Source organism: Pseudoalteromonas sp. J2K-J031 (genome assembly GCF_058197095.2).
Genome location: NZ_CM200279.1, coordinates 2,105,905 through 2,129,753, shown reverse-complemented (window position 1 = coordinate 2,129,753; position 23,849 = coordinate 2,105,905). Strand labels below are relative to the sequence as shown.

Genomic DNA, 23,849 nt, shown 5'->3' with positions numbered 1-23,849 from the left:
TTATTGTTTAAAGCGACGGATTTGAATGATCATGCCAAATTTAGGATGGTCAAGATAGTGGACATCGCCACTGTAAACACGTCTAAATTGTTGAAAATGGGCATTGTTAAGTTGTAATAATTGGCCATCTTCATCTCGGTAGTTAAATTCTGCATCGATAAATAAATAATGCTGTACGTAAAGTTTAATAGTGCCATCAAGTTGCCAAGTATGTTCAATCGGCTCTTCATCTTGGCTTTGTGTTAAAGCAGAATTATTAAGCAAACTCGAAAAATCATTTTGGCTACTTGTCACAGGCTGATTTTTTCCACTGACGCGAGAGATAGCACCAGTGCGCAAAAACCCTAAATAGTCATATTTATCTGAAAAGTTCTTGCCTGCAATCAATCGGTATGTAGGGGCGCGTTTTTCAGGTGCTTCAGCAAAACGCCACCCAGTATGTAATAGCGGTTTTAAACCTTGGCTGCGCAACCGTGACACAACATCATTAAACTGCAATTGTGAGGGGGCCAGTAAATAATTAAATTCTTGATGATCTTGCTCCGGTGCTGCGATTTTAAGCGGTACGCGATCAAGTAAGTTTAAATAATCGGCACTAGGGCTGCAGTCAACTGATTGCACTACGTGCTTTTGAGATAGCAACTCATTATTTCTTAATACTTTGCTTTGCTGAGATAAGCAGTTTTCTAGGCCGCTGCGTTGCAGTTGGTCTATCAATAAAGATTGAGCCTGACTGATATCAATTGTATTGATGGTAAATGAAAAGTCTTCTTTTAATTGAGGGTCGTTTTTTTGCTCAAATAAAATGATTTCAGCTTCAAACCACCTTTGCGCCAAAAGAGGCGCACTGTGTAATAAACAAGTGATAAAACAAAGAGGTAAAAAATGTAATTTCATTTAATGGCTAACCTTTTGCGCAAATTGTTGCAACATCGCGCTGACTAATTTTAGTCTTGCGAGCGAGTCGGCTTCTTCGATGCTAAATCGTAACTTATTTGCGCCTTCCATTCTATAAACCTTTGGATTACTTTGTAAAAGACCAATGATAAAACGCGGGTCTACTTTGGTTTTAGCGGTAAATTCAATAAAACCGCCTTTGGCATTGGCTTCTATTTTACTGATCCCCAGTGCTTGTGCCTCAAGTTTTAAGCCTTGGACTGCAAACAAGTTTTTAGCTGGTTGGGGTAATAAACCAAAACGGTCAATGAGTTCAACTTGTAGTTCATCGATTTGCTCTGCATCGTTGCAACTCGCGACCCGTTTGTACAAACTTAGCCGCGTATTAACATCAAAAATATAATCATCTGGCAACAGTGCAGAGATTTTTAAATCAACTTCAGTTTGCTGCTGTAATAAATTTTCAAGCGTTGGCTCTTTGCCTTGTTTGAGTGCTTCAACGGCTTGCTCTAACATTTCCATGTAAAGGGTAAAACCAATCGATTGAATTTGCCCACTTTGATCATCGCCTAATAACTCACCTGCGCCGCGAATTTCTAAATCGTGGGTTGCTAATGCAAAACCAGCGCCGAGATCTTCAAGTGATTCAATGGCTTCAAGTCGTTTTGTTGCATCTTTTGAAATGCCTTTTGGATCAGGAATAAGTAAATACGCATAAGCTTGGTGGTGGCTTCGCCCAACACGACCACGCAATTGGTGCAATTGCGCAAGGCCAAGTTTATCGGCCCGGTCAATAATGATGGTATTAGCGGTTGGTACATCGATACCGGTTTCGATGATGGTGGTACAGACTAATACATTGTATTTTTTATGGTAAAACTCGGCCATCAGGTGTTCAAGCTCACTTTCACGCATTTGGCCATGCGCTGTGGTAATACTTGCTTCTGGGACTAAAACCGCTAAATCGGCTGCCACTTTTTCAATGGTTTCAACGTTATTATGTAAATAATAGACTTGGCCACCGCGTTTAATTTCTCGCAAAATCGCTTCGCGTTTGAGTTCATCTTCGCCTTTACGCACAAAGGTTTTTACGGCTAAACGTTTGGCTGGTGGCGTAGCAATAATGGATAAATCACGCATGCCACTCATTGCCATGTTGAGTGTACGCGGAATCGGGGTGGCGGTGAGGGTTAAAATATCAACATCTGCACGCAGTGATTTAATTTTTTCTTTTTGGCGCACACCAAAACGGTGCTCTTCATCAACAATCAATAAGCCTAAATCTTTAAATTTGATACTAGGCTGAATGAGTTTATGGGTACCAATCACAATATCTACTTGGCCGTTGGCAAGCTTTTCCAGTACCACATTTTGCTCTTTGGTGGTTTTAAAACGTGATAACACCTCCACTTCAACGGCGATATTAGCAAAACGGTCTTTAAAGTTTTCATAGTGTTGCTGGGCCAATAAGGTGGTTGGCACTAAAATAGCCACTTGTTTGCCTTCATTAACCGCCACAAAGGCGGCACGCATTGCAACTTCTGTTTTACCAAAACCCACATCACCACAGACTAATCGGTCCATCGCTTGCGGACTTTGCATATCAGTGAGTACCGCAGAAATAGCATTTTTTTGATCTTCTGTTTCTTCAAATGGAAACGTATCGACAAATTGACGATAGGCTTTTTTATCATGGCGAAAGGCATTACCGAGTTTAATTTTGCGTTTGGCGTAAATATCGAGCAGCTCTGCGGCAACATCCCGTACTTTTTCAGCGGCTTTGCGTTTGGCTTTTTCCCATACATCAGAGCCGAGTTTATGAAGCGGGGCGCTTGCTTCTTCGCCCCCTGAATAACGGGTGAGCATGTGTAATGCAGATACTGGCACGTAGAGTTTGGCTTCGCCGTTATAGCTGATAGTCACAAATTCAGTTTGTACACCGGCCGCATCAAGGGTTTGAAGGCCTTGATAACGGCCAACACCATGATCAAGATGTACTATGGGTTGGCCGACTTTAAGCTCCGCCAAATTACGGATAATGGCATCTTGGCTGGCTTCGTATTTATGTTTGCGTCTTCTGCGCTGGGAAACTTTAACGCCCAGTAATTCTTGTTCGGTAATTAGGCTCAGTGCCGGTTTACCGGGTAGAAACACACTTTGTTCAAGTGGACATACAAGTAGGCCTACGTCACAACTGTTTTGGCTAAATTCTTCAAAATGACTGACGGTAGTCACTTTAATGCCAACAGGTTTGAATAACGTCAGCAGTGATTCACGACGACCGTCGCTTTCAACGCAAAATAACACCCGATTTTTGAGCTTTTTTTGCTGCACTAAATATTGGCTAATTGCAGCAAAGGGCTCTTTGGCTTGATGATCAACTCGAATATCGCTAATCAGTTCGGCCCCTAAATTACAGTGGCCTGCTTTGGTGCCTAATTTTGCTAAAGAGAGTTGAATACGCGCAAAGCTGCCAATATTTGAAAACAGCTCTTCAATGGGTTGATACAGGGCTTTAGGCTCAAGTAGCGGGCGAAGCGGGTCAACGCGGCGGTTTTCGTAACGTTTATTGACGTCTTGCCAAAATTGTTTTGCGCTGTGTTCAATATCACCGAGTGTCATGACGACTGCATCGGCGGGTAAATAGTCAAAAATTGAGGCTAATTGATCAAAAAACAGCGGTAAATAGTATTCGATACCCGCAGGCCATGCGCCTTTTGAAACTTGCATGTAAATTGAGTCTTGGGCGCTGTTAGCACCAAACTTTTCTCGATAAGCAATGCGAAAGGTTTCAATGTCTTTTTCACGAGTAGGGAATTCATGTGCAGGCATTAAATCGATGTGGCTGATTTCTTTATTTGAGCGCTGGGTTTCGACATCAAACAGCCGAATGCTGTCAATTTCATCATCGAATAAATCAAGACGGATAGGATCTTTACTGCCCATTGGGTAAATATCAACCAACGAACCACGAATAGCGAATTCACCGTGTTCCATCACTTGCTGCACATTTAAATAACCGGCGGCATCTAAGTTTGTGCGCAGTTGGTGGGCGTCGAGTTTATCGCCTTTTTTAAATAATAATGTGCTGCCATAAATAAAAGCGGGTGGCGAAGTGCGCAGCATTAAATTCGTTACTGGGAGGATTAAAATCCCGGTTTTACTTTGCTTTAAACGATTTAAGGTGGCAAGGCGCTGAGAGATAATATCTTGATGTGGTGAAAAGTGATCATAAGGCAAGGTTTCCCAATCAGGAAAAACCATCACACTCTGCTCTGGCAATAAATATTCAAGTTCAGCCTCAAGCTTTAAGGCCGAAGGCGTATCTTGGGTAACAAGCACCACTAACGAGTTATGACTTTTGACACCTTGGGCAATCGCAATGCTCAGGGCGCTACCTGGTAATTGACCCCAATGTATCTTGTCTTTTACAGATTTGATCCAAGGTAATTGTGCCCATTGTGCTAAAGCCATTTAAAACTCCATTGTGTTGGATGCACTGGCATCCATTATTATTTATATCACCATCACGTAATTGTTATGGTTGTACTGTTTAGTCGCGGTAAATTCGCAATAAATCCTGATAATGGTCGATACGACGATCACGTAAATATGGCCAAATGCGACGGGTATCCTCACTGCGTTTTAAATCGAGGACGGCAGTTAAAATTTCATCTTTTGTTTCACTCGCATGGGCTAACATTTCGCCTTGGGGGCCGGCAATGAATGAATTTCCCCAGAACAAAATACCGTTACTGTGACCACTTGGATCACTTTCATGGCCCACACGGTTACAGCTAATGACAGGCACGCCATTGGCAACCGCATGCGCGCGCTGTGAGATAACCCATGCATCACATTGACGGGTTTGTTCATCGGCGTCATCAGTAGGATCCCAGCCAATTGCTGTTGGGTAAATTAATATTTCAGCCCCGGCCATCGCCATGAGGCGCGCAGCTTCAGGAAACCACTGATCCCAACACACTAACACACCGAGTTTACCAATGGAGGTTTGAATGGGTGTAAAGCCTAAATCTCCGGGGGTGAAATAGAATTTTTCATAAAAACCAGGGTCATCTGGGATGTGCATTTTACGGTATTTGCCCGCTATTGTGCCATCAGAGTCAAGTACAACGGCAGTATTGTGATAAAGCCCTGTGGCACGTTTTTCAAATAGTGATGATACGATCACCACATTGAGCTCTTTTGCCAATAAGCCCAATGAATCAGTTGTTGGGCCTGGAATGGTTTCGGCTAAATCAAAGCGCTCGGTATCTTCGGTTTGACAAAAATACAGGCTGCGGTGAAGTTCTTGTAAAACCACCAACTTTGCTCCTTGGGCGGCTGCTTTACGAATGCCATCTTGGGTTTTAGCAAAGTTATGCGCTAAATCTGCGCTGTTGCTGTGTTGCACTAAGGCAACGGGTAATAATTTACTCATTAGATTACCTCAAAAAGCCTTTAGGTAATTGCATTGAAATACAATGTAGGCTACCAAATTGATGAATTAGGGGTAAACAATTGACGCCAATAATCTCATGTTCAGGGTATGCTTTAGCAATTTGTGACAGAGCAAGGGCATCATTGTTATCTTGATAGGTGGGCACTAATACAGCGCCATTGATGATCAAATAATTGGCATACGTTGCAGGTAAACGGCTGCCGTCGGCTGCGCATTTTGCACTTGGCCAAGGTAAGCTAATTAAGTTGTAGGCTGAACCATTAGGTTTTCGCAGGGCTTTAACATCCTGTGCCATCTTTTCAAGTTCTTGATAATGACTATCTGTTGGGTCATCGCAGTAAACATAAACCAGCGTATCGTTGGGTGCAAAACGCACTAGGGTATCAATATGGCTGTCGGTATCATCACCTTCTAAATGGCCATGGTTGACCCATAAAAAATGGCTAATACCGAGCTTTTCGCTCAGTAGTTGTTCAATTTGCGTTTGCGTTAAATGCGGGTTGCGATTGGTATTGAGTAAGCAACTTGCAGTCGTTAATAAGGTCCCTTGACCATCAGACTCAATAGCCCCACCTTCAAGTACAAAATTAACTTTTTCAGAATCAGCGTCTAGATTAAGTACTTGTGAAAATACAGCTTGATTAATTTGGTTATCGAGGCTGGCATCAAATTTATTGCCCCAGCCATTAAACGTAAAATCGAGCGACGTGACTTTGCCATCATGACTGATGACGGTAATTGGACCATGATCCCGTGCCCAAGTGTCTTCAAATGGAGTAACCACAAAGTGAACGTTTGTTAAATCAAGCTCTTGAGCTTTGAGTAGTGCACTGACACGTTGTTGTTCATCGGTGTTATGCACCACCAGAACTAACGATTGGTAGCGCAAAATATGACGGCACAAATTTAAATAAACGGGCTCTACATCGGCCAAAATAGGAGCCCAGTCGGTGTCTGAATGAGGCCAAGTAAACATGATGGCATCTTGTGATGCCCATTCTGCAGGAAGTGTATAAGTCATGGGATGTCATACAAATTCAAATAGGGCGATATTTTAGCACTTCATCAGGCACTGTCAGCCTTTTTGTCGCACTTAGCGCAAGTCTTCTCAACTTCAGGCTTAAATTTGCTCGTTTTTGCGCCGTTTGCGTAATTGTCGCGATTGGCTGTGTAAACTTGCTCGCACCATGAGCTCTTGGTCTTGCGCGCGAATACGGCTAAAGGCAAGAGTATATTGCCAGCCGTGTGTGGTGTGTTGTTTGGCTATGATTTCGGTATAGCAAAATACCGCAGCAGCTTCATGGTGCAGAAAGATTTTTGTGCAAAATTGCTGACCCATCGCATGCTCGTGTGGGTCATTGAGTAATAAGCCGCCACCACCAAAAGAATGTGCTTGGGTTTTTTGTTCATCTTCATGCTCAGTCGCCAAAATGTGAGCCATGATTAAATCAATTTTACGTGATTGCGCTTTTAAAAATTGAGCGAGTTCTTCAGCAAGATCGCCTAATTGGCGTAAAGGGCGCAAGGCACTTTGTTCAAGGGCGTTTACTTCGTTTGCTAATTTGAATAAAGGCGGGATCCGAAGTTCCAGCGCATCATTGTCTATGGGCACTAAGTTATCTGCAACGGCTTTTAAATTAACATCAACAGACTCATCAATTTGAAAATATTGATTAAACAAATCAACTTTAGCATTAGACATAGTGTTACTTCTCGGTAGCAAGGAAATCATCATAATGCCTTTATGGTAGCGAGCGGACATTAAAATAGCTAGCTTAAACAGAGGCTTTACTTTGATTTGATGGCCCTTTAGCATGCAACCGAGTGATTGACTAACGAGCCAATAAATGACAATTCAACTTTATACGCAGTCAGCTGCTGAACACGTTGCTGAACAACTACGTGCCCAAATTGTGGCATTTAACCAGCCTTTTTTTGAGGTAAAAAAGCGCACTCCCTTAGCAGTGACCTATGCGTCTGAAACAAATGAGATGCAAGGAGGTGCAAGTGGCGTTGCGTTTGGGAATTGGTTTATGCTCAATTGGCTTTGGGTTGATGAACGGTTACGAGGGCAAAAAATCGGCCAGCAATTATTAACCGAAATCGAGCAACAAGCGGCTAAATTGGGTTGTTGTTACATCTTACTCGATACGTTAGATTTTCAGGCAAAACCCTTTTACGAAAAGTGTGGCTATCGTGTCGTACATCAATTAAATCAGTACCCTAAAGTTGGGGTAAAGTACTATATGCAAAAAGCGCTCTCTACAAATCCGAGTTATTAATCATTGTGTTATGTAATAGCATAAGGGCACTTAGCTCAATCGGTATTGATTAAAATAAAGATGCCTTGGCGACATTTTTTACTGACTTATCAGCGCAATATGATCGGGTCATGTTGGTATGAAAGTATAACCTTTTTAAAGCGGTCTTATTGTTTGAGCTTGGCACTAGGTCGATTACAAAAGGGTATCATGATGGGAAAGTTTAAAAAGTATTGCTTAATAACGGGTTATTTAATTGGTGTGATGGTGAGTGGTCAGCTCATTGCTAAAGGTTCAGAGCCAATAGCTGCTACACCCCATATTGAAAAAATAGTACTTGGCGCCGGATGCTTTTGGGGCGCTGAAAAACGCTATCAAGCTATTGAGGGCGTGATTGATGCGGTATCGGGTTATGCCGATGGTCAGGTGGCGGCTAATTATCGCACTATCACTCAAGCAAAATATAAATTTGACCCAAATAACCATGCAGAAGTGGTTGAGGTAAGTTTTAATCGTAACCTAGTGTCACTGACAACAATCCTTGAACACTATTTTGAAGGCCATGATCCGACGCAGTTAAATCGCCAAGGAAATGATATTGGTACTCAGTACCGCTCTACTATTTTAACCACCACTTCCGAGCAGCAAAGCATTGCAATAACAGTTAAAAATCGTTTTCAAACTTTATTAAGTAAAGCTGGGTACGGCGAAATAACAACGAAGATCAAACCGCTTGATGTGTTTTATCCGGCAGAAAACTACCATCAAGACTACCTAGTAAAAAACCCAAATGGTTATTGCCCAGATCATAGTACTGGGGTGACATTCGATAAATCAGCAAAGTTGAAGCCAGTACCGGATAACCAAATACTCATGCAGGGTAAACATATCGTAATTGTTGAATCTTCAGGCTATTGCCCTTATTGCGAAAAGTTAAAAAAAGAGGTGCTAAATGATTACCAAGGCAGCATTGAATTACATTTTAGACTCGCCAGTGAATTAGCAGGTTTAAAAATTGACACCCCTACTTGGGCTACGCCAACAATTTTATTTATTGAAAATGGCCAAGAAGTAATGGGACGCCAAGGCTATTTAGCGCCAGAGCAATTTTACCGTTTATTAGGGTTATTTAAGCTCGGTAAAAGTGAGGCATATAATGTAGCTTTTAATGAAGGAACGGATGGTCGATTTTGTAAAGAGTATGAAATTTTTAAAAATACGCCAGAAGGTGTCTTTGTTGATAAATTAAGTGGTGCGCCTTTATTTGATACCCAAGATAGATTTAATTCTGGCACTGGCTGGTTATCGTTTACGCAGGCAGTTGCGGGCAGTGTGATTGAGCGCCCTGATAATCGGTTTGGAATGCAGCGTGTTGAATTAATATCAAAAACCTCAGGCATTCATTTAGGTCATGTGTTTGAGGATGGTCCAAAAGGTGCGAGGCGTTTTTGTATTAATGCCACTGTTCTTGAGTTTAAACAACGATGAAGAAACAGCTAACTATATTAATTTTTTAGATTAATTTTATGTCATTGTCTACGCTTAAAATACAGGTTAATTGTTATTTAAAGGGTATATATGACTCATTTTATTGCGAACATGAAGCTGAGCAACCAGTTACGTTGGTCGTTTTTAATGTTAGTGATTTTGTTGCTCATAGTCAGTGCTGCAAGTTTTTTGGGTTTAAAAAATGCAGATAAAAGTTTTAATCAATATCGCGGATTAGCTGTTAATACGAATCTCGCAGGGCGGCTACAGGCTAATCTTCTTTATACGCGTTTAAGCGTACTTAAATATTTAAAAGAAAATGATGTTGACGTTTTAACAGATTATCAAGAGAGAATTGATAATGTGAAAAGGTTTATTGGTGAGGCAGAGCAGAAAATTACCGACCCTGAGCGCGCTGCATTAATTAGAGAAAGTAAAACGGATATTGCCAACTACGAACAAAACTTTTCTGCTGTAGTGAAGCTGATTGAGCAACGACACAAAATAGTCTCAACAACGCTAGACCCCACAGGACTTGCGATGAGGGTGGTATTAACAGATCTCATCGAGGCCAACCGCAATTCATCGGTCGAAAAAATGTATTTGCTTGCCAAACTTCAAGAATCTTTATTATTAGGTCGTTTGTATGTTGTTAAGTTTTTAGTGACAAATGACATGAAAGATGCCAACCGCGCTCACGATGAATTAATGAAAAATAATACAGCGGTACTTAATAACGCGCAAAAAGTGACGCAAGAAGCTGCGAGTTTAGCGCAATTTGAAAAGTACTCATCATTAAAAAATGAGTACATCGAAGCTTTGTATGCAATCGAAAAGACCATTATTGATCGTAATTTACTGATAGATAAACTCAACCAGATTGGTCCGAAAGTCGCCGATAACCTCGAAAAAATCAAACTCAGTATCAAAGATGAGCAAGATGATCTGGGGCCTAAAGTTGTTGCTGATACCGAAAGCACGTTGAAACTTGTGAGTGTTATCTCGTTAGCTGCTTTGGTGTTTGGTTTTATAGCCGCTTATTTTTTACCTAACGTAATTAGAAAACCAATTGGTGGTGAACCCAATGATATTGCGGCGATAACCGCAAAAATAGCTAAAGGAGATTTATCGCAAGATTTGAGTCAGCAAGCAAGTATGACAGGAATTTTGAAGTCAATTAGCTATATGTCAGCCAGTTTAAAATCGGTTGTGCTACGTATTATTACCAATGGAAATGCAATTAATGATGCGGCAATTGAATCAAGTAATATCGCAAGAACAACAAATAATGTTGTTAATGAACAACGTGAACGCACAGCACAAATTGCCACTGCGATTAATGAAATGTCATATAGTATTCAAGAGGTTGTGAAGTTGTCATCTAGCTCTGCAGAATCTGCCAACGAAGCAAAACATTCAGCCGAAGGTGGGCTTGTGTTAATTGACCAAACCGTAAATGCTATCAATCATTTATCGCATACGATAGAACATGCAATGAAGGCCATTAATGATTTAGCCCAAAGCAGTGATGCGATTGGCGCAGTTGTTGAAGTAATCAGAAAAATTTCGGAACAAACGAATTTACTTGCACTGAATGCTGCCATTGAAGCTGCACGAGCAGGTGAACAAGGACGAGGTTTTTCTGTAGTGGCGGATGAGGTAAGAAGTTTGGCAAAGCGTACTCAAGAATCGACCAATGAAATCCAAACCATGATTGAAACATTACAATCGGGAACGCAAGCTGCGGTGACAAGTATGGCTAGTAGTAGCCAAGAAGCGATGAGTTCGGTGGATTTATCAGAAAATACCCGTGAAAGTCTCACTCAGATCCTTGCGATGATCAGTACGATTAACGATATGAACAATCAAGTGGCGGTTGCGGTTGAAGAGCAGTCAAGTGTCTGTGAAGATATTAATCAAAACATCACTGGTATCGCACAATCGTCGGAAACTTCAGCGCAAAGTGCACAACTTGCAGAGAAATCGAGTGAAAAAATGGCTGAGTTAGCACAAGAGCTTGGATTGATTGCAAAGGAGTTCAAAGTAAACTAATCAAACCGGTTCGTTTAAACCTAATAAGAGAAAGGAATGAAACGTCATGTTTTCATTCCTTTTTTTATGATTAGACTATTGATGGAGAGAGTTCGATAAAAAATACTGTTAAAGTTGTTTTTCAGCATCAACTCGACCTAATAAGAAAGGAACTTTAACGTGCAATCTATTGCTATTGTATTATTTGGCATTATTGGAATGTTATTTGGTTGGTTTATATATTCTAAATTTATAGCCAGCAAAATCTTCCAAATGGATGACAGTATTATTACACCTGCCCATCAATTAAAAGATGGTGTTGATTTTGTACCAACGAACAAGTTGGTTCTTTGGGGGCATCACTTTACCTCGGTGGCGGGCGCTGCTCCTATTGTTGGCCCTGCGATTGCTGTGTATTGGGGCTGGGTTCCTGCCGTACTTTGGGTTGTTTTTGGTACGATATTTTTTGCAGGTATTCATGATATGGGCGCGCTTTGGGCCAGTAGCCGTCATAAAGGTAAATCGATGGGGGCGTTGTCTGAATCTGTAATAGGCAAACGTACACGCGCTTTATTTATGATAGTGGTGTTTTTAGTGCTATTGATGGTTAATGCGGTTTTTGGCGTGGTGATCGCCAATTCGTTTGTCAGTCAGCCAACGGCCGTATTACCTGCTTGGGCGGCAATTGTATTTGCATTGATCATTGGCCAGCTATTGCATCGTAATTTTAATATAATCATGCTTTGCTTATTTGGTGTGGTGGCACTGTATTTAAGTGTTTATGCAGGGACTGCAATGCCCCTTGCTTTGCCAACTGAAATGTTTGGTCTAAGTGACAAAGCGAATTGGATTATTATTCTCTTTATTTACGCTGCTATTGCGTCTTTATTACCTGTGTGGGTTTTATTGCAACCTCGCGATTTTATTAATGGTGTGCAATTACTGGTGGGTTTATTACTGCTTTATGGTGCGGTATTTATGTTTATGCCAGACATCACAGCGCCTGCATTTAATACTCAAGTCGCACTCGATACACCGAGTATTATTCCACTGCTATTTGTCACGATCGCCTGTGGTGCGGTCTCAGGATTTCATGGCATTGTGTCCTCAGGGACTAGTTCTAAACAATTAAACAAAGATACAGACGCACGTTTTGTTGGTTATTTAGGTGCTGTGGGTGAAGGCTGTTTAGCGCTTATTACTATTGTGGCGGTCAGTGGAGTTACTTTGGCATTATCTCCAGCTGAATGGCATGAAGTTTACAGTCATTTAGGTGCGGGCAGTGTTGGCGCATTTATTACAGGTGGTTCTAATTTAATTCAAGCTGGTTGGGGTATTCCAAAAGAACTAGCATCAACCTTGTTAGCTGTCATGGTGGTATTGTTTGCTGGTACGACGATGGATTCTGGTGTGCGACTACAGCGTTATATCATTCAAGAATGGGGTGATATTTACGACATTAAATGGATTAAAAATGGTGTGGTCGCTACGTTATTAGCTGTAACATGTTGTTTATTATTAGCATTTGGTGCTGGTGGCTCTTCAGGTTCGGGTGGCATGATCATTTGGCCACTATTTGGTTCGACGAATCAAATTTTAGCTAGTTTAACGTTATTAGTATTGTCTGTAATGTTAATCAAAATGGGTAAACCAGCAAAATACACTTTGATCCCTATGGTGTTTGTATTAACCATGGCATTTTTTGCCGGTTTATTAAAGCTTGCAGAATATTACCAACAGGGTAATTGGCTATTAGTGATTATTGACGCAATTGTTTTAATTGTCTGTATTTTGGTGATGCTTGAAGCGTGGGCAGTGATAGCTAAACATAAGCAAAGTCAGAATCAATCACAATAAGTATGTTTTGATAATTAGAAAAGGGCCGAAAGCCCTTTTTTATTGATACATCAAAATGTTAATTTTAAATAAAGTTAAGATCTGAGAGGTTTTTTTTACACTTCATGCTATAACCTATCAAGGGCTTTTCCTCTCTTGCCATAAGGACCACCATGTTTGTTCTCCAATCAAAGTTTCAGGCGTTACAAAGTGTAAATAAAACACTCGAGCAACAAGTCAAGCAACAATCAAAACTCGCAAAAGAAATGCAACAGCAGATCGATGCCCTGCAAGATGAAATAGATGCACTGAACAAAAAAAAGGTCGCGGCAATCACTAAGCCTTTATTAAAAGCCATGATAGAGTCCTTTAAATATATTGAAATTTTGCGAGAGGCAGTGACAAATTCTTACCAAACAATTCAACAAGAAAGCCAAGCTGGCAGCAAAATGGATTCATTATTTGATGAGTCCGGTCAATCGTTAAGCCATTTAGTCTCTGGGATCCAAGGCTTAACAGCCAAGATGGGTGGCATGAACGAGAATATTTCAGGCTTATCTGTTATGGCTGACAGTATTAATACCTTTGTTTCGACTATCTCTAAAATTTCAGATCAAACTAATTTATTGGCACTTAATGCTGCCATCGAGGCGGCGCGAGCAGGGGAAGCGGGTCGCGGGTTTAGTGTGGTTGCTGATGAAGTACGAGCGCTTGCAAATAATACCAATACTTCGGCCAATGAAGTGGCTGAATTAGTGAATAAAATTATTAATAATACAACTGAGACCGTGAGCTCGGTTAATGACATTCAGCATAGTAATACACAGTTAACAAACGGTATTGAAAAACTCAATACTGACTATTCTGCTATTATCAAAAGCTGCAATAAAATGAAAACCACCATTGTTGATGCCTCACTTGCCAATTTAAGTCAGGCGATTACTCTTGATCATTTTGTATTCAAAGCACAAGTTTATGGTGTGTTAGCAGGTCTTAATCAAAAAGCGGATGATTCGCTATTGAGTCATGGTTCAGATTGGTTAAAAGAAGCCAGCCAAAATAAATCTGGCCATAACAATCATGGCAATGCGTTACAAAAGTTAAATGAGCCGCAAAAGTTAATGCAAAAAACCGCTACCGATTTAGTTGCTGCGTATCGTAAAGGTGATGAAGCCCTTAGCGCTAAATTATTGACTGCAATGGAAGAGGCGAGCAATAAATTTATGCGAGCAGTAGAAGGTATGTCTTATTCTCGTTAGTTTAGTTAACCTGAACTCTGGTTAAGAGATTTAGTAACGTATAGATTTAATTTATATAAAAATCCAGAAACTCTCCAGTCGCAGATTTACAGGGATAACAAGGCGAGTTTACGCGTCAATAGTTGGTTTATTGCAAGTAAACTCAACGTAGTTATTGTTGAAAATAGCCACTGGAGATAGATTTATTATCCAGAGTTCAGGTTAGTTAGCCAGACTCACCAAGAATAAAACACTAAAAAGGCCAATTAATTGGCCTTTTTAGTGTTTTATTTTAGCAAAGCGGCATTAATTAAAATGCTCTGCATGAAATGCTAAATGATCATCAATAAAACTACTTATAAAATAATAGCTATGATCATACCCAGCATGGCTGCGGTACAGCAGCGGATAGCCGACTTGCTCAGCTACTTCAACCAATGCCTCAGGTTTTAATTGCGCCGTTAAAAATTGATCTTGTTCACCTTGGTCAATTAACGCAGGTATAAAATCATGGTGCGAAATTTTTTTAATTAAATGTGTACTGTCGTAATTTAGCCAATTAGTTTTATCATCACCCAAATATCCAGAGAAAGCTTTCACTCCCCAAGGGCAAACACTTGGGTTACAAATTGGGCTAAACGCGCTCATTGAGCTGTAACGCCTTGGATTACGCAGTGCAATCATTAGCGCACCATGCCCACCCATTGAGTGGCCGCTGATCGCACGCTGTGGTGTCACCGAAAACTCCGCTTCAATTAAATCAGGGAGTTCTTTGACGATGTAATCGTACATTTGATAATGCTGTTTCCAAGGTGTCTGTGTTGCATTGACATAAAACCCAGCACCTAAGCCAAAATCATAAGCTTGGTTTTCATCATCCGGTACGCTATCTCCCCGCGGGCTGGTATCAGGTGCAACGATGATAATGCCAAGTTCTGCAGCACGTTTAAAGGCACCTGCTTTTTGCATAAAATTTTCATCAGTACACGTTAAGCCCGACAACCAATAAAGAACGGGGGCACGATGGCCTAGCTCAATTTTTGGTGGCAAATAAATGGCAAAGCGCATGTCACAATTAAGCGTACTTGAATAGTGTTTAAATTGGCGATGCCAACCACCTGCGACTTTATTTTCTGTTAATAAGGTTAATTCACTCATAATATGGTCGCTTATTGATGGTCAAAATGGATCACAGAACGAATACTTTCACCTCGGTGCATTAAATCAAACGCTTCATTGATTTGCTCAAGTGCCATGGTGTGGGTAATGAAATCGTCTAGTTTAAATTCACCAGCCAGATAGCGCTCAACAATCTGTGGTAATTCAGATCGACCTTTTACGCCACCAAAGGCACTGCCACGCCATACACGGCCAGTCACAAGCTGGAAAGGGCGGGTTGAGATTTCTTGGCCTGCACCTGCAACACCAATAATCACAGATTCACCCCAGCCTTTGTGACAACACTCAAGCGCTGAGCGCATCACATCGACATTACCAATACATTCAAATGAAAAATCGACGCCACCGTCGGTTAATTCAACAATCACTTCTTGGATCGGTTTATCGTAGTCTTTTGGATTAATACATAAAGTCGCACCGAGTTTTTTGGCTAGTTCAAATTTAGAAGGATTAATATCAATCCCAATGATTTGGCTTGCACCAGCCATTTGTGCGCCAATAATGGCTGATAGACCAATGCCACCTAAGCCAAAAATAGCGACTGTATCGCCCGCTTTTACTTTTGCGGTATTCATTACCGCGCCCATGCCAGTTGTGACACCACAGCCTAATAAACAAATTTCTTCAAGCGGAGCTGTTTTATTGACCTTTGCCAATGAAATTTCAGGTAATACTGTGTATTCAGAAAACGTAGAGGTGCCCATGTAGTGGAAAATTGGCTGACCATCTTTATAAAAGCGGGTGGTGCCGTCAGGCATTAAGCCTTTACCTTGAGTTGCTCGTATTTTTTGGCATAAATTTGTTTTACCAGAAGTACAAAATTTACACTCTCCACATTCAGGCGTGTAAAGTGGGATCACATGATCGCCAATTGCAACGCTTGTGACACCTTCACCAATTGCATGAACAATTCCCGCGCCTTCATGGCCCATAATCGCAGGAAAAACACCTTCAGGATCTTGACCTGATAAAGTAAATGCATCGGTATGGCATACACCTGTGGCGATAATTTTAACTAATACTTCGCCAGCTTTTGGATACATCACATCAACTTCTTCAATAGATAAAGGTTGATTGGGCCCCCATGCAATAGCTGCCTTTGATTTTATGAATTGATTTTCCATTATTAAGTCCTTAATAAGGTAAAAGATAAACACGTAGCGCGAAATCTTAGTCTAAAGTATTTGGCCAATTGATTAAAACTGATTTTATCGACCTATGAGAGTGAGCATAGTTGTATAAGTGGCGTTACCTTATACAAACACAGTAGGTTAAGCATCCTAATACGGTAAAAATTTAAAAAAAGAGCAGGCATATTGCCTGCTCTTTAAGATTCAGTATTACTATGCTTGAAATTTAAGCTTAATCAATTTCAATATGCTCTTTTTTATGATGCTCAGCTATCTCAGCTTGGAGTTCACTTTTCGAGCGATGTTCAAATAAACGACGCTGCGTTAACCAGTAAAAGAACAACGGGACAAAAAAGATGGCTAAAAAGGTCGCCGCTATCATGCCACCCATTACGCCTGTTCCAACACTATGGCGAGCACCTGCGCCAGCACCTGAGCTTAATACCAAAGGAACAACGCCTAAAATAAACGCAAGCGAGGTCATGATGATAGGTCTAAATCGTAAGCGGGCAGCTTCAAGTGCTGCTGCACTTGTACTCCAACCTTGTTGATGTTTCATCAATGCATATTCAACAATTAATATAGCGTTTTTACTGGCAAGGCCGAGTAGTGTCACTAGGCCTATTTGGAAATACACATCATTGGTCATGCCTGCAATCCAAATTGCAACTAACGCCCCAAAAGTGCCAAAAGGAAGAGCCAGCAATACAGATAACGGTAAAGACCAGCGTTCATACAAGGCGGCTAAAATTAAAAATACCATAATGACCGCCAAAGTTAGGGCAAGGCCTGTTGTGCCAGAGCTTCGTTTTTCTTGAAAAGCGGTACCTGTCCAATCATAGGTCATATCAGCAGGAAGCACTTCTTTCGCTAGCCGCTCAATTTCAGCAATTGCTTGACCTGAGCTGTATCCTGGTGCCGCATTACCAAATAATTTTACCGCAGGTAAATTGTTATAACGATTTAAGCTATCAGGGCCTCGGCTGTGGTCGATGCTAGTAAAAGCTGAAATTGGCACCATTTCGCCTTGTTTATTTTTAACATAAATACGGCCAATATCTTCAGGCGACATTCTAAACTCTGCTTCTGCCGACATGAGTACTTGCCAAGCACGACCAAATTTATTGAAGTCGTTAATATAAGCAGTGCCTAATGTACCTGCGAGGGCGCTAAATGCATCGTTAAGTTCAATTCCCATCGCATGGGCTTGCTCGCGATCTACATTGACGTTGAGCTGAGGCGTATTTGGACGCCATAACGTTTGAATACCAGCCACAATTTCACTTTGCTGCGCTGCTCCCATCATCGAGCCCATCGCTTGCTGAAGTTTTTCTGGGCCGCCAGCGCCTTTGTTTTGAATGTAAAACTCAAAACCACCTGTGCTGCCTAAACCAAAAATGGGCGGTGGATTAAATGCAAGTACTAATGCTTCTTTAATTGACGCCGTTTTCATAAACAATTCGCCAACCAGTTGCTGCGACGTAACTTGACGCTCATCCCAATGTTTTTGCGTCACAAATAAGGTAGCTGCAGAGCTCTTATAACCACCCCCGATAAAGTCAAAACCAGTAAAGGCAATGACATTTTCATTAGCAGGATTTGATTTAGCTGCAGCAATTACTTCAGCGACCACTTTTTCAGTGCGTTCAAGCGATGCGCCATCGGGTAAAAAGACAGCTGAAATATAAAAACCTTGATCTTCATCAGGCACTAACGAACCGGGTGTTTTTTGCCATAAACCTATGGTGATCAGCACCATGCCAGCAACAAGCACAAAACCTAAAATACCGCGACGTACAAAAAAGCTCACAGCATTAACATAGCCACCTGTCATGGCATGAAACTGTTTATTAAACCAAACAAAAAATCCAGCAGTTTGTTTATGTTCAGGTTTTAAAATTAGCACACAGAGCGCTGGTGTCATGGTCAGTGCCACTACACCCGATAAACTCACCGCAATTGAAATCGTAATCGCAAATTGGCGGAATAACTCACCCGTTAAGCCACCTAAAAAGGCAATCGGCACAAATACCGAACACAATACCAATACAATCGCAACGACAGGACCACTGACTTCCTGCATGGCTTTAATGGCTGCATCACGCGGGCTGAGCTTTTCTTCATGCATCAAACGCTCTACGTTTTCAAGCACCACAATGGCATCGTCTACCACAATACCAATTGAAAGCACCATACCAAATAAGGTGAGGGTATTGATGGAGTAACCCAGCATGTAAAGACCTGCAAACGTACCTAGTAAAGACACTGGCACTGCAAGTGTCGGAATTAAGGTGGCGCGCCAATTTTGTAAGAACAAATACACAACTAAGAATACCAATACCATGGCTTCTACTAGGGTTATCATTACTTCGCGAATTGATACTTCAACAAATCGGGTAGTATCGTACGGTGTCAGGTGTGCAAGCCCAGTCGGGAATTGCTCTTTGATTTCAGCAACCGTTTTATTCACTTCAGCAGCAACATCTAATGCATTGGCACCTGGCTGTAAAAATATCCCCAACAAGACGGCTTGTTTACCGTTAATAGTGCCTTCAAAGTCATAGTCTTTTGACCCTAGCTCAACCCGTGCAATGTCTTTTAAACGTAAAGTACTGCCATCAGGGTTGGCACGCACAATAATGTTGGCAAACTCTTCAGGAGTAGATAAACGGCCTTGTGCCGTGACACTGTAGACAATTTCTTGAGGGCTGGATGAGGTGGGTGTGGAACCAATTTTACCCGCCGCATATTGTGAGTTTTGTTGGCGTACCGCGTGAGTGATATCATCAACGGTGATTTTGAGCTGGCTCATCAGATCTGGGCGCAACCAAATGCGCATCGCATAATCTTTGGCACCAAAAATTTGTACGTTGGTTGTGCCTGGAATGCGCTTGATGCGATCAAGAATATTCATCGTGACATAATTGGAGGTCCAGAGCGACTCACGGCTACCATCAGGTGAATAAAACGCATGCACTTGTAAAAAGCTCGAAGACCCTTTTTGGACAATCACACCTTGGCGGCGAGTTTCTTCGGGTAAACGGGCTTCAACTTGTTTAACTCGGTTGTTGACGTTGACCGCAGCTTGGTCAACGTCAGTGCCAATTTCGAAAGTTACTTCAATCGTGGTAACGCCCGAACTGGTTGAGTTTGATGACATATACATCATGCCTTCCACACCAGTAATAGCATTTTCGATGGGTGCGGCAACAGTTTGTTCAAGCACTTGCGCTGATGCACCAGGATACACAGCCATTACTTGTACCACAGGAGGCGCAATTTCAGGATATTGTGCAATGGGAAGTGCGCGCATTGCGGCAAGACCTGCTAGCACCAGCACTATCGATATTACAAAGGCAAAAATAGGCCTATCTATAAAATAACGAGAAAACATATTTATTCCTTGTGAGCGCTATCAGCGGCTGCTAATTGCACCGGCATACCTGGGAAGAAAATTCGAGCCACACCATTAATAATGACTTTATCGCCGGTACTTAAACCTTTGCGGATGATCCAGCTTTTTTCTGGCTGATTGTCTTGATTAAAATTGGTCCATTCACCGACTTCAACAGGCGTTGGGCTGGCTATGGTTTGGCCCTGTTCATTATTTATAAAGCGATAAACAAACTTACCCATGCCATTATCAAGCACCGCACGTTGTGGGATAACAAATACATTGTTACGTGCTGCACCGCTTAAAATCACTTTCACAAACTGGCCTGAGCGTAATTGGTAATCAGGGTTAGGCACAATGGCCTGAAACTCACTGGTGCCGGTTGATGGATTAATGCGAACATCGCTGAAATTAACCGTACCAGAATGGGGGTATGAGCGACCATTTTGCAGTTGAATATCGGTTTTCCAGTGACCATCTATCGGAAGAGTAAGTTGTCCGGCGGCGACATCATCACGCATTTGGAGCTGCTCGCGCTCTGAAAAACCAAATCGTAATAACACAGGATCTAATTGAGTAATTTGTGTCAGTAATAACTCAGGGCCCGGTACATATGTCCCTTCGGAAACAAATTCACGACCTAATACACCTTTGATCGGTGATTGAACTTGGGCATATTGCAAATTAAGCTGCGCTTCTTGTAGGCGCGTTTCGCTTGATTTCACTTGCGCTTGTGCGATTTCAAAATCAGACACTGCAGTATCGTAATCGCGCTGCGATACCGACTTATCGGCACGTAGTTTTTTAAGGCGCTCGACTTCACGCACTGTTTGAGCCAATCTTGCTTTAGCTCCTTGTAAATCGGCTTCACTGGCCGAAAGTGCTAATTTAAATGGCTGTAAATCAATCGTAAACAGAGATTGGCCTTCGCTGACACGCTCGCCTTCAGCGAAGTTGCGAGACTCTAAAATACCCGCAACACGAGAACGGATCTCTACTTCTTTAGAACCGGTTAGCGTGGCAGGTAATTCAATGGTAAATGAAGCTGTGGTAGGTTTGACTTCTAAAACTGTGACGTGAGCCGCAGGCATAGAATGAGCCGGCGCTGATGCTTGTTCAGAGCACGCACTTAAGAGGCTTATCATGGCCAAAGCGAGTAACGTACGAGAACGAACTTGTGTAACTAAATTCATATAATAAAAGCTCCGGATAAATTTGAACGTTAAGTCGACAAAGTAAACGGTAGTGTATACGCTTATAGTTGTAAGGTAAACGCTGCCGTATACAAATTTACAAGATTTCTTTTTTGTATTTGTTATAATCGCCATACTTTTAAAAAGGGGCTGTCATGGTTAGAAGCGTCGATAAACATAACGATGTGTTATGCGCTGCAATAACGGAATTTGCAAAAAAAGGCATGGTCGCCACGACAATGGAAGCGATTGCTGCACGAGCAAATGTTTCTAAACGTACATTATATAAACACTATTCATCAAAAGATGCACTGTTTGATGCTGTTGTAGCTTTATTATTACAACGGATAGCAAATTTGCCTGAAGTTCCATTTCAACCCGATGTTCCGATCAGAGAGCAGCTTAAAAAGTTGGCGGCACTGTCTATTAGTTTAAGTGCGGATCCTGACTATATGCGGCTTTCTAAAATTGTCATTATTGAATCAATGCGTTCTGAGAGTCGAGCCAAACGACTTGATGAGCAATTTAAAGGATGCGAACAGGGACTTCATAGTTGGTTTATTCAGGCCGAACAAGCAGGAGTATTGGGGCAGTTTGATGGGAATTTGATAGGGTCGCTTTTTTTTGGCGGAATAAAAAAAATGACATTCTGGGATCAAGCTATCCGTTGGCAACATCAAGTCGATGACATACAACTCACGCATTTGATAAGCCAAACGTGTCTGTTTTTCGAAAAAGCGCTAAACGATCCACAATAAAAACGCGCATTAAATTCCACACTATTGTATAAACTTGTTCAGTAACAAGCCATTCAGTCTGGCGGGTAGATTATGAGTTGTAATAATAAGAAATTGATTATTAATGAATTTAAGGCATAAAAAAAGCCAGTTGCATAACAACTGGCTCACTATAAACCGTCAGTCTAATTTGAACCTTTTATTAATCATTCAGCCGAAGCTAAAAAGGATCAATTGCTAGGTGCTTAACGAGCGCGGAAAACGATGCGACCTTTACTAAGGTCATAAGGTGTCATTTCAACAGTCACTTTATCACCTGTTAGGATGCGGATGTAGTTTTTACGCATCTTTCCAGAAATATGAGCAGTAACCACGTGACCGTTTTCAAGCTCAACTCGGAACATAGTATTTGGTAAAGTGTCAAGGATAGTACCTTGCATTTCAATTACGTCTTCTTTCGCCATGTTTAGCGTAACACCTCTTAGTCTGTTTGAAGGTGCAGATTTTGCCCAAAACCATGCCATAAGTAAAGTGACAGAGTGGATATTTGTAAATTAATTGTCTTGCCAGTGGTCAAAAGTGAAGATTTGATGCGGCTTATACTGATTTTTGTAATTCATTTTGGCACATTCATCAATTTGAAAACCTAAATAGAGGTGTTCTTTAGCCATTTGATGGCAAAGCTTAATTTGTTCCATAATCATAATGGCACCCAGTCCGGCATGATGCAATTGAGGATCGAAGAAGGTGTAAATTGCTGACATGGCGTTTGGTAATTGATCCGTCACTGCAACCGCAATTAGGGTTTCTTCTTGCCAAAGCTCGATATAAATGATGAGTAGCCAGCTACAGAGTAGAAAACTTTCATATTGTTTTTTGTCAGGTGGATACATAGAGCCATCGGCATGGCGTGCTGTGATATATCGTTGGTATAAATCGAAGTATTCGTCTTTTGTTGTATAGCTATATTGCACCGTAAAATTTTTTTTAGCGTAATTTAATTTTCTTTTTTGTGATTTAGACGGGCTAAAATGCGCGCATAACACTCTAACAGGTTTGCATTTTTGGCAACTTGGGCAGTGAGGACGATACACTTGATCGCCACTGCGGCGAAACCCCATCGCAAGTAGTTGCTCAAAATAAGTGGGGTTAAAACAAATCTCATCGAGCGCAACGAGGAGTTGCTCATTTTGATCTGGTAAATAACTACAAGGTAGTGGTTGGCTTAAACCCAGTTGAATCGGAATTTTAATAGTCATAAATATTGATAAGCTCTTGGCTTTGCCACATACGTTGAAGGTCTATGCCAGTTGTTTGGTTTGATAACCGTGCTAAATATTCATCTCTTGAGATGGTCGTTGCACCTAACGATGAAGTATGGGGGTTAAGCACTTGGCAATCGATAAAGGCACCTTGATTTAGTTTAAGCCAATTGACTAAAGCCCAGCTTGCAAGTTTTGAGGTATTTGGCTGGGTATGAAACATTGACTCGCCGCAAAACACCGCGCCTAACATAATGCCATATAATCCACCGACTAACTGATTATCTACCCAGATTTCAATACTATGTGCATAACCCATTTTATTTAGTTGGGTATAGGCGGCTAACATGTCATCACTTATCCATGTGCCTTCTTTATCAATTCGCTGGCGCTGGCATTGATACATAACCTGTGCAAAATCTCGGTTGATGAATACTTTAAAAGGGTGTTTATTTAAGCATTTTTTAAGGCTACGGCTGACATGAAAAGCGTCAAGTTCGATAATGGCGCGTTGCGATGGGCTCCACCACATAATCGGGTCATCATTATTAAACCAAGGAAAAATTCCATTTTTGTAGGCGTTGATGAGCCTCTTTGGTGTTAAGTCGCCACCAATAGCAAGTAAACCATCAGGATCATCTAAAGCAAGTGTGGGGTTTGGAAATGCAACTGAGTGTGCAGAAAGCTGATATAAAGTGCGGTTCATAATTGATTTTGTCGGCTACTTTAATAGTGATAATA

Annotated in this window: 18 protein-coding genes; 6 read left to right on the top strand and 12 right to left on the bottom strand. The window is 41.4% G+C overall.

Annotation, left to right across the window (positions count from 1 at the left end; all coding sequences use genetic code 11):
* From AC3KZC_RS09590 to AC3KZC_RS09570, 5 genes are all read right to left on the bottom strand, one after another.
* A complete protein-coding gene (locus AC3KZC_RS09590) occupies positions 1-897 on the bottom strand; it encodes a CsiV family protein (RefSeq protein WP_490578761.1) in 897 nt (298 codons plus the stop codon).
* Positions 898-4,371, bottom strand: a complete 3,474-nt coding sequence (mfd, locus tag AC3KZC_RS09585) for a transcription-repair coupling factor (RefSeq protein ID WP_490578762.1) — start codon at positions 4,369-4,371, stop codon at positions 898-900.
* Between the two features lie 79 nt (positions 4,372-4,450).
* The gene (locus AC3KZC_RS09580) at positions 4,451-5,338 is read right to left on the bottom strand and encodes a carbon-nitrogen hydrolase (protein WP_490578763.1); all 888 of its coding nucleotides are present in this window, start codon (positions 5,336-5,338) and stop codon (positions 4,451-4,453) included.
* 4 nt (positions 5,339-5,342) lie between these two features.
* On the bottom strand, positions 5,343-6,380 hold the full coding sequence (locus AC3KZC_RS09575) for an agmatine deiminase family protein (protein ID WP_490578764.1): 1,038 nt from the start codon (positions 6,378-6,380) through the stop codon (positions 5,343-5,345).
* Positions 6,381-6,479: 99 nt separating this feature from the next.
* Entirely contained in the window at positions 6,480-7,061 is a 582-nt protein-coding gene (locus AC3KZC_RS09570; RefSeq protein WP_490578765.1) for a PilZ domain-containing protein, read from the bottom strand.
* 145 nt (positions 7,062-7,206) lie between these two features.
* Here AC3KZC_RS09570 and AC3KZC_RS09565 point away from each other — a divergent pair, with 145 nt between their 5' ends.
* The 5 genes from AC3KZC_RS09565 (at position 7,207) to AC3KZC_RS09545 (ending at position 14,234) form a co-directional block, all read left to right on the top strand.
* A complete protein-coding gene (locus AC3KZC_RS09565; RefSeq protein WP_490578766.1) occupies positions 7,207-7,641 on the top strand; it encodes a GNAT family N-acetyltransferase in 435 nt (144 codons plus the stop codon).
* Between the two features lie 243 nt (positions 7,642-7,884).
* The gene (msrA, locus tag AC3KZC_RS09560; protein WP_490578782.1) at positions 7,885-9,108 is read left to right on the top strand and encodes a peptide-methionine (S)-S-oxide reductase MsrA; all 1,224 of its coding nucleotides are present in this window, start codon (positions 7,885-7,887) and stop codon (positions 9,106-9,108) included.
* Between the two features lie 90 nt (positions 9,109-9,198).
* Positions 9,199-11,160: a methyl-accepting chemotaxis protein gene (locus AC3KZC_RS09555; RefSeq protein ID WP_490578767.1), complete on the top strand. Its 1,962-nt coding sequence runs from the start codon at positions 9,199-9,201 to the stop codon at positions 11,158-11,160.
* Positions 11,161-11,319: 159 nt separating this feature from the next.
* Positions 11,320-12,996: a carbon starvation CstA family protein gene (locus AC3KZC_RS09550; RefSeq protein ID WP_490578768.1), complete on the top strand. Its 1,677-nt coding sequence runs from the start codon at positions 11,320-11,322 to the stop codon at positions 12,994-12,996.
* A gap of 152 nt (positions 12,997-13,148) precedes the next feature.
* Positions 13,149-14,234, top strand: a complete 1,086-nt coding sequence (locus AC3KZC_RS09545; protein WP_490578769.1) for a methyl-accepting chemotaxis protein — start codon at positions 13,149-13,151, stop codon at positions 14,232-14,234.
* 285 nt (positions 14,235-14,519) lie between these two features.
* Here AC3KZC_RS09545 and fghA read toward each other — a convergent pair whose 3' ends face one another.
* From fghA to AC3KZC_RS09525, 4 genes are all read right to left on the bottom strand, one after another.
* On the bottom strand, positions 14,520-15,371 hold the full coding sequence (fghA, locus tag AC3KZC_RS09540; RefSeq protein WP_490578770.1) for an S-formylglutathione hydrolase: 852 nt from the start codon (positions 15,369-15,371) through the stop codon (positions 14,520-14,522).
* A gap of 11 nt (positions 15,372-15,382) precedes the next feature.
* Positions 15,383-16,516 carry an S-(hydroxymethyl)glutathione dehydrogenase/class III alcohol dehydrogenase gene (locus AC3KZC_RS09535; protein ID WP_490578771.1) on the bottom strand — a complete coding sequence of 378 codons (1,134 nt, stop codon included), beginning with the start codon at positions 16,514-16,516 and terminating at the stop codon, positions 15,383-15,385.
* A 238-nt stretch (positions 16,517-16,754) separates the two neighbouring features.
* Complete coding sequence (locus AC3KZC_RS09530) at positions 16,755-19,916, bottom strand: efflux RND transporter permease subunit (RefSeq protein WP_490578772.1); 3,162 nt, start codon at positions 19,914-19,916, stop codon at positions 16,755-16,757.
* A 2-nt stretch (positions 19,917-19,918) separates the two neighbouring features.
* Positions 19,919-21,109: an efflux RND transporter periplasmic adaptor subunit gene (locus tag AC3KZC_RS09525; protein ID WP_490578773.1), complete on the bottom strand. Its 1,191-nt coding sequence runs from the start codon at positions 21,107-21,109 to the stop codon at positions 19,919-19,921.
* Positions 21,110-21,264: 155 nt separating this feature from the next.
* Between AC3KZC_RS09525 and AC3KZC_RS09520 the strand changes: the two genes are divergently transcribed.
* A complete protein-coding gene (locus tag AC3KZC_RS09520; RefSeq protein WP_490578774.1) occupies positions 21,265-21,867 on the top strand; it encodes a TetR/AcrR family transcriptional regulator in 603 nt (200 codons plus the stop codon).
* Between the two features lie 224 nt (positions 21,868-22,091).
* Here AC3KZC_RS09520 and infA read toward each other — a convergent pair whose 3' ends face one another.
* From infA to aat, 3 genes are all read right to left on the bottom strand, one after another.
* Positions 22,092-22,310, bottom strand: coding sequence for a translation initiation factor IF-1 (infA, locus tag AC3KZC_RS09515; RefSeq protein ID WP_009839780.1), 219 nt, complete (start codon positions 22,308-22,310; stop codon positions 22,092-22,094).
* A 90-nt stretch (positions 22,311-22,400) separates the two neighbouring features.
* Positions 22,401-23,105: an arginyltransferase gene (locus AC3KZC_RS09510; RefSeq protein ID WP_490578775.1), complete on the bottom strand. Its 705-nt coding sequence runs from the start codon at positions 23,103-23,105 to the stop codon at positions 22,401-22,403.
* Positions 23,095-23,814: a leucyl/phenylalanyl-tRNA--protein transferase gene (aat, locus tag AC3KZC_RS09505; RefSeq protein ID WP_490578776.1), complete on the bottom strand. Its 720-nt coding sequence runs from the start codon at positions 23,812-23,814 to the stop codon at positions 23,095-23,097. The genes AC3KZC_RS09510 and aat overlap by 11 nt, the downstream gene beginning before the upstream one ends.
* Between the last annotated feature and the right edge of the window lie 35 nt (positions 23,815-23,849).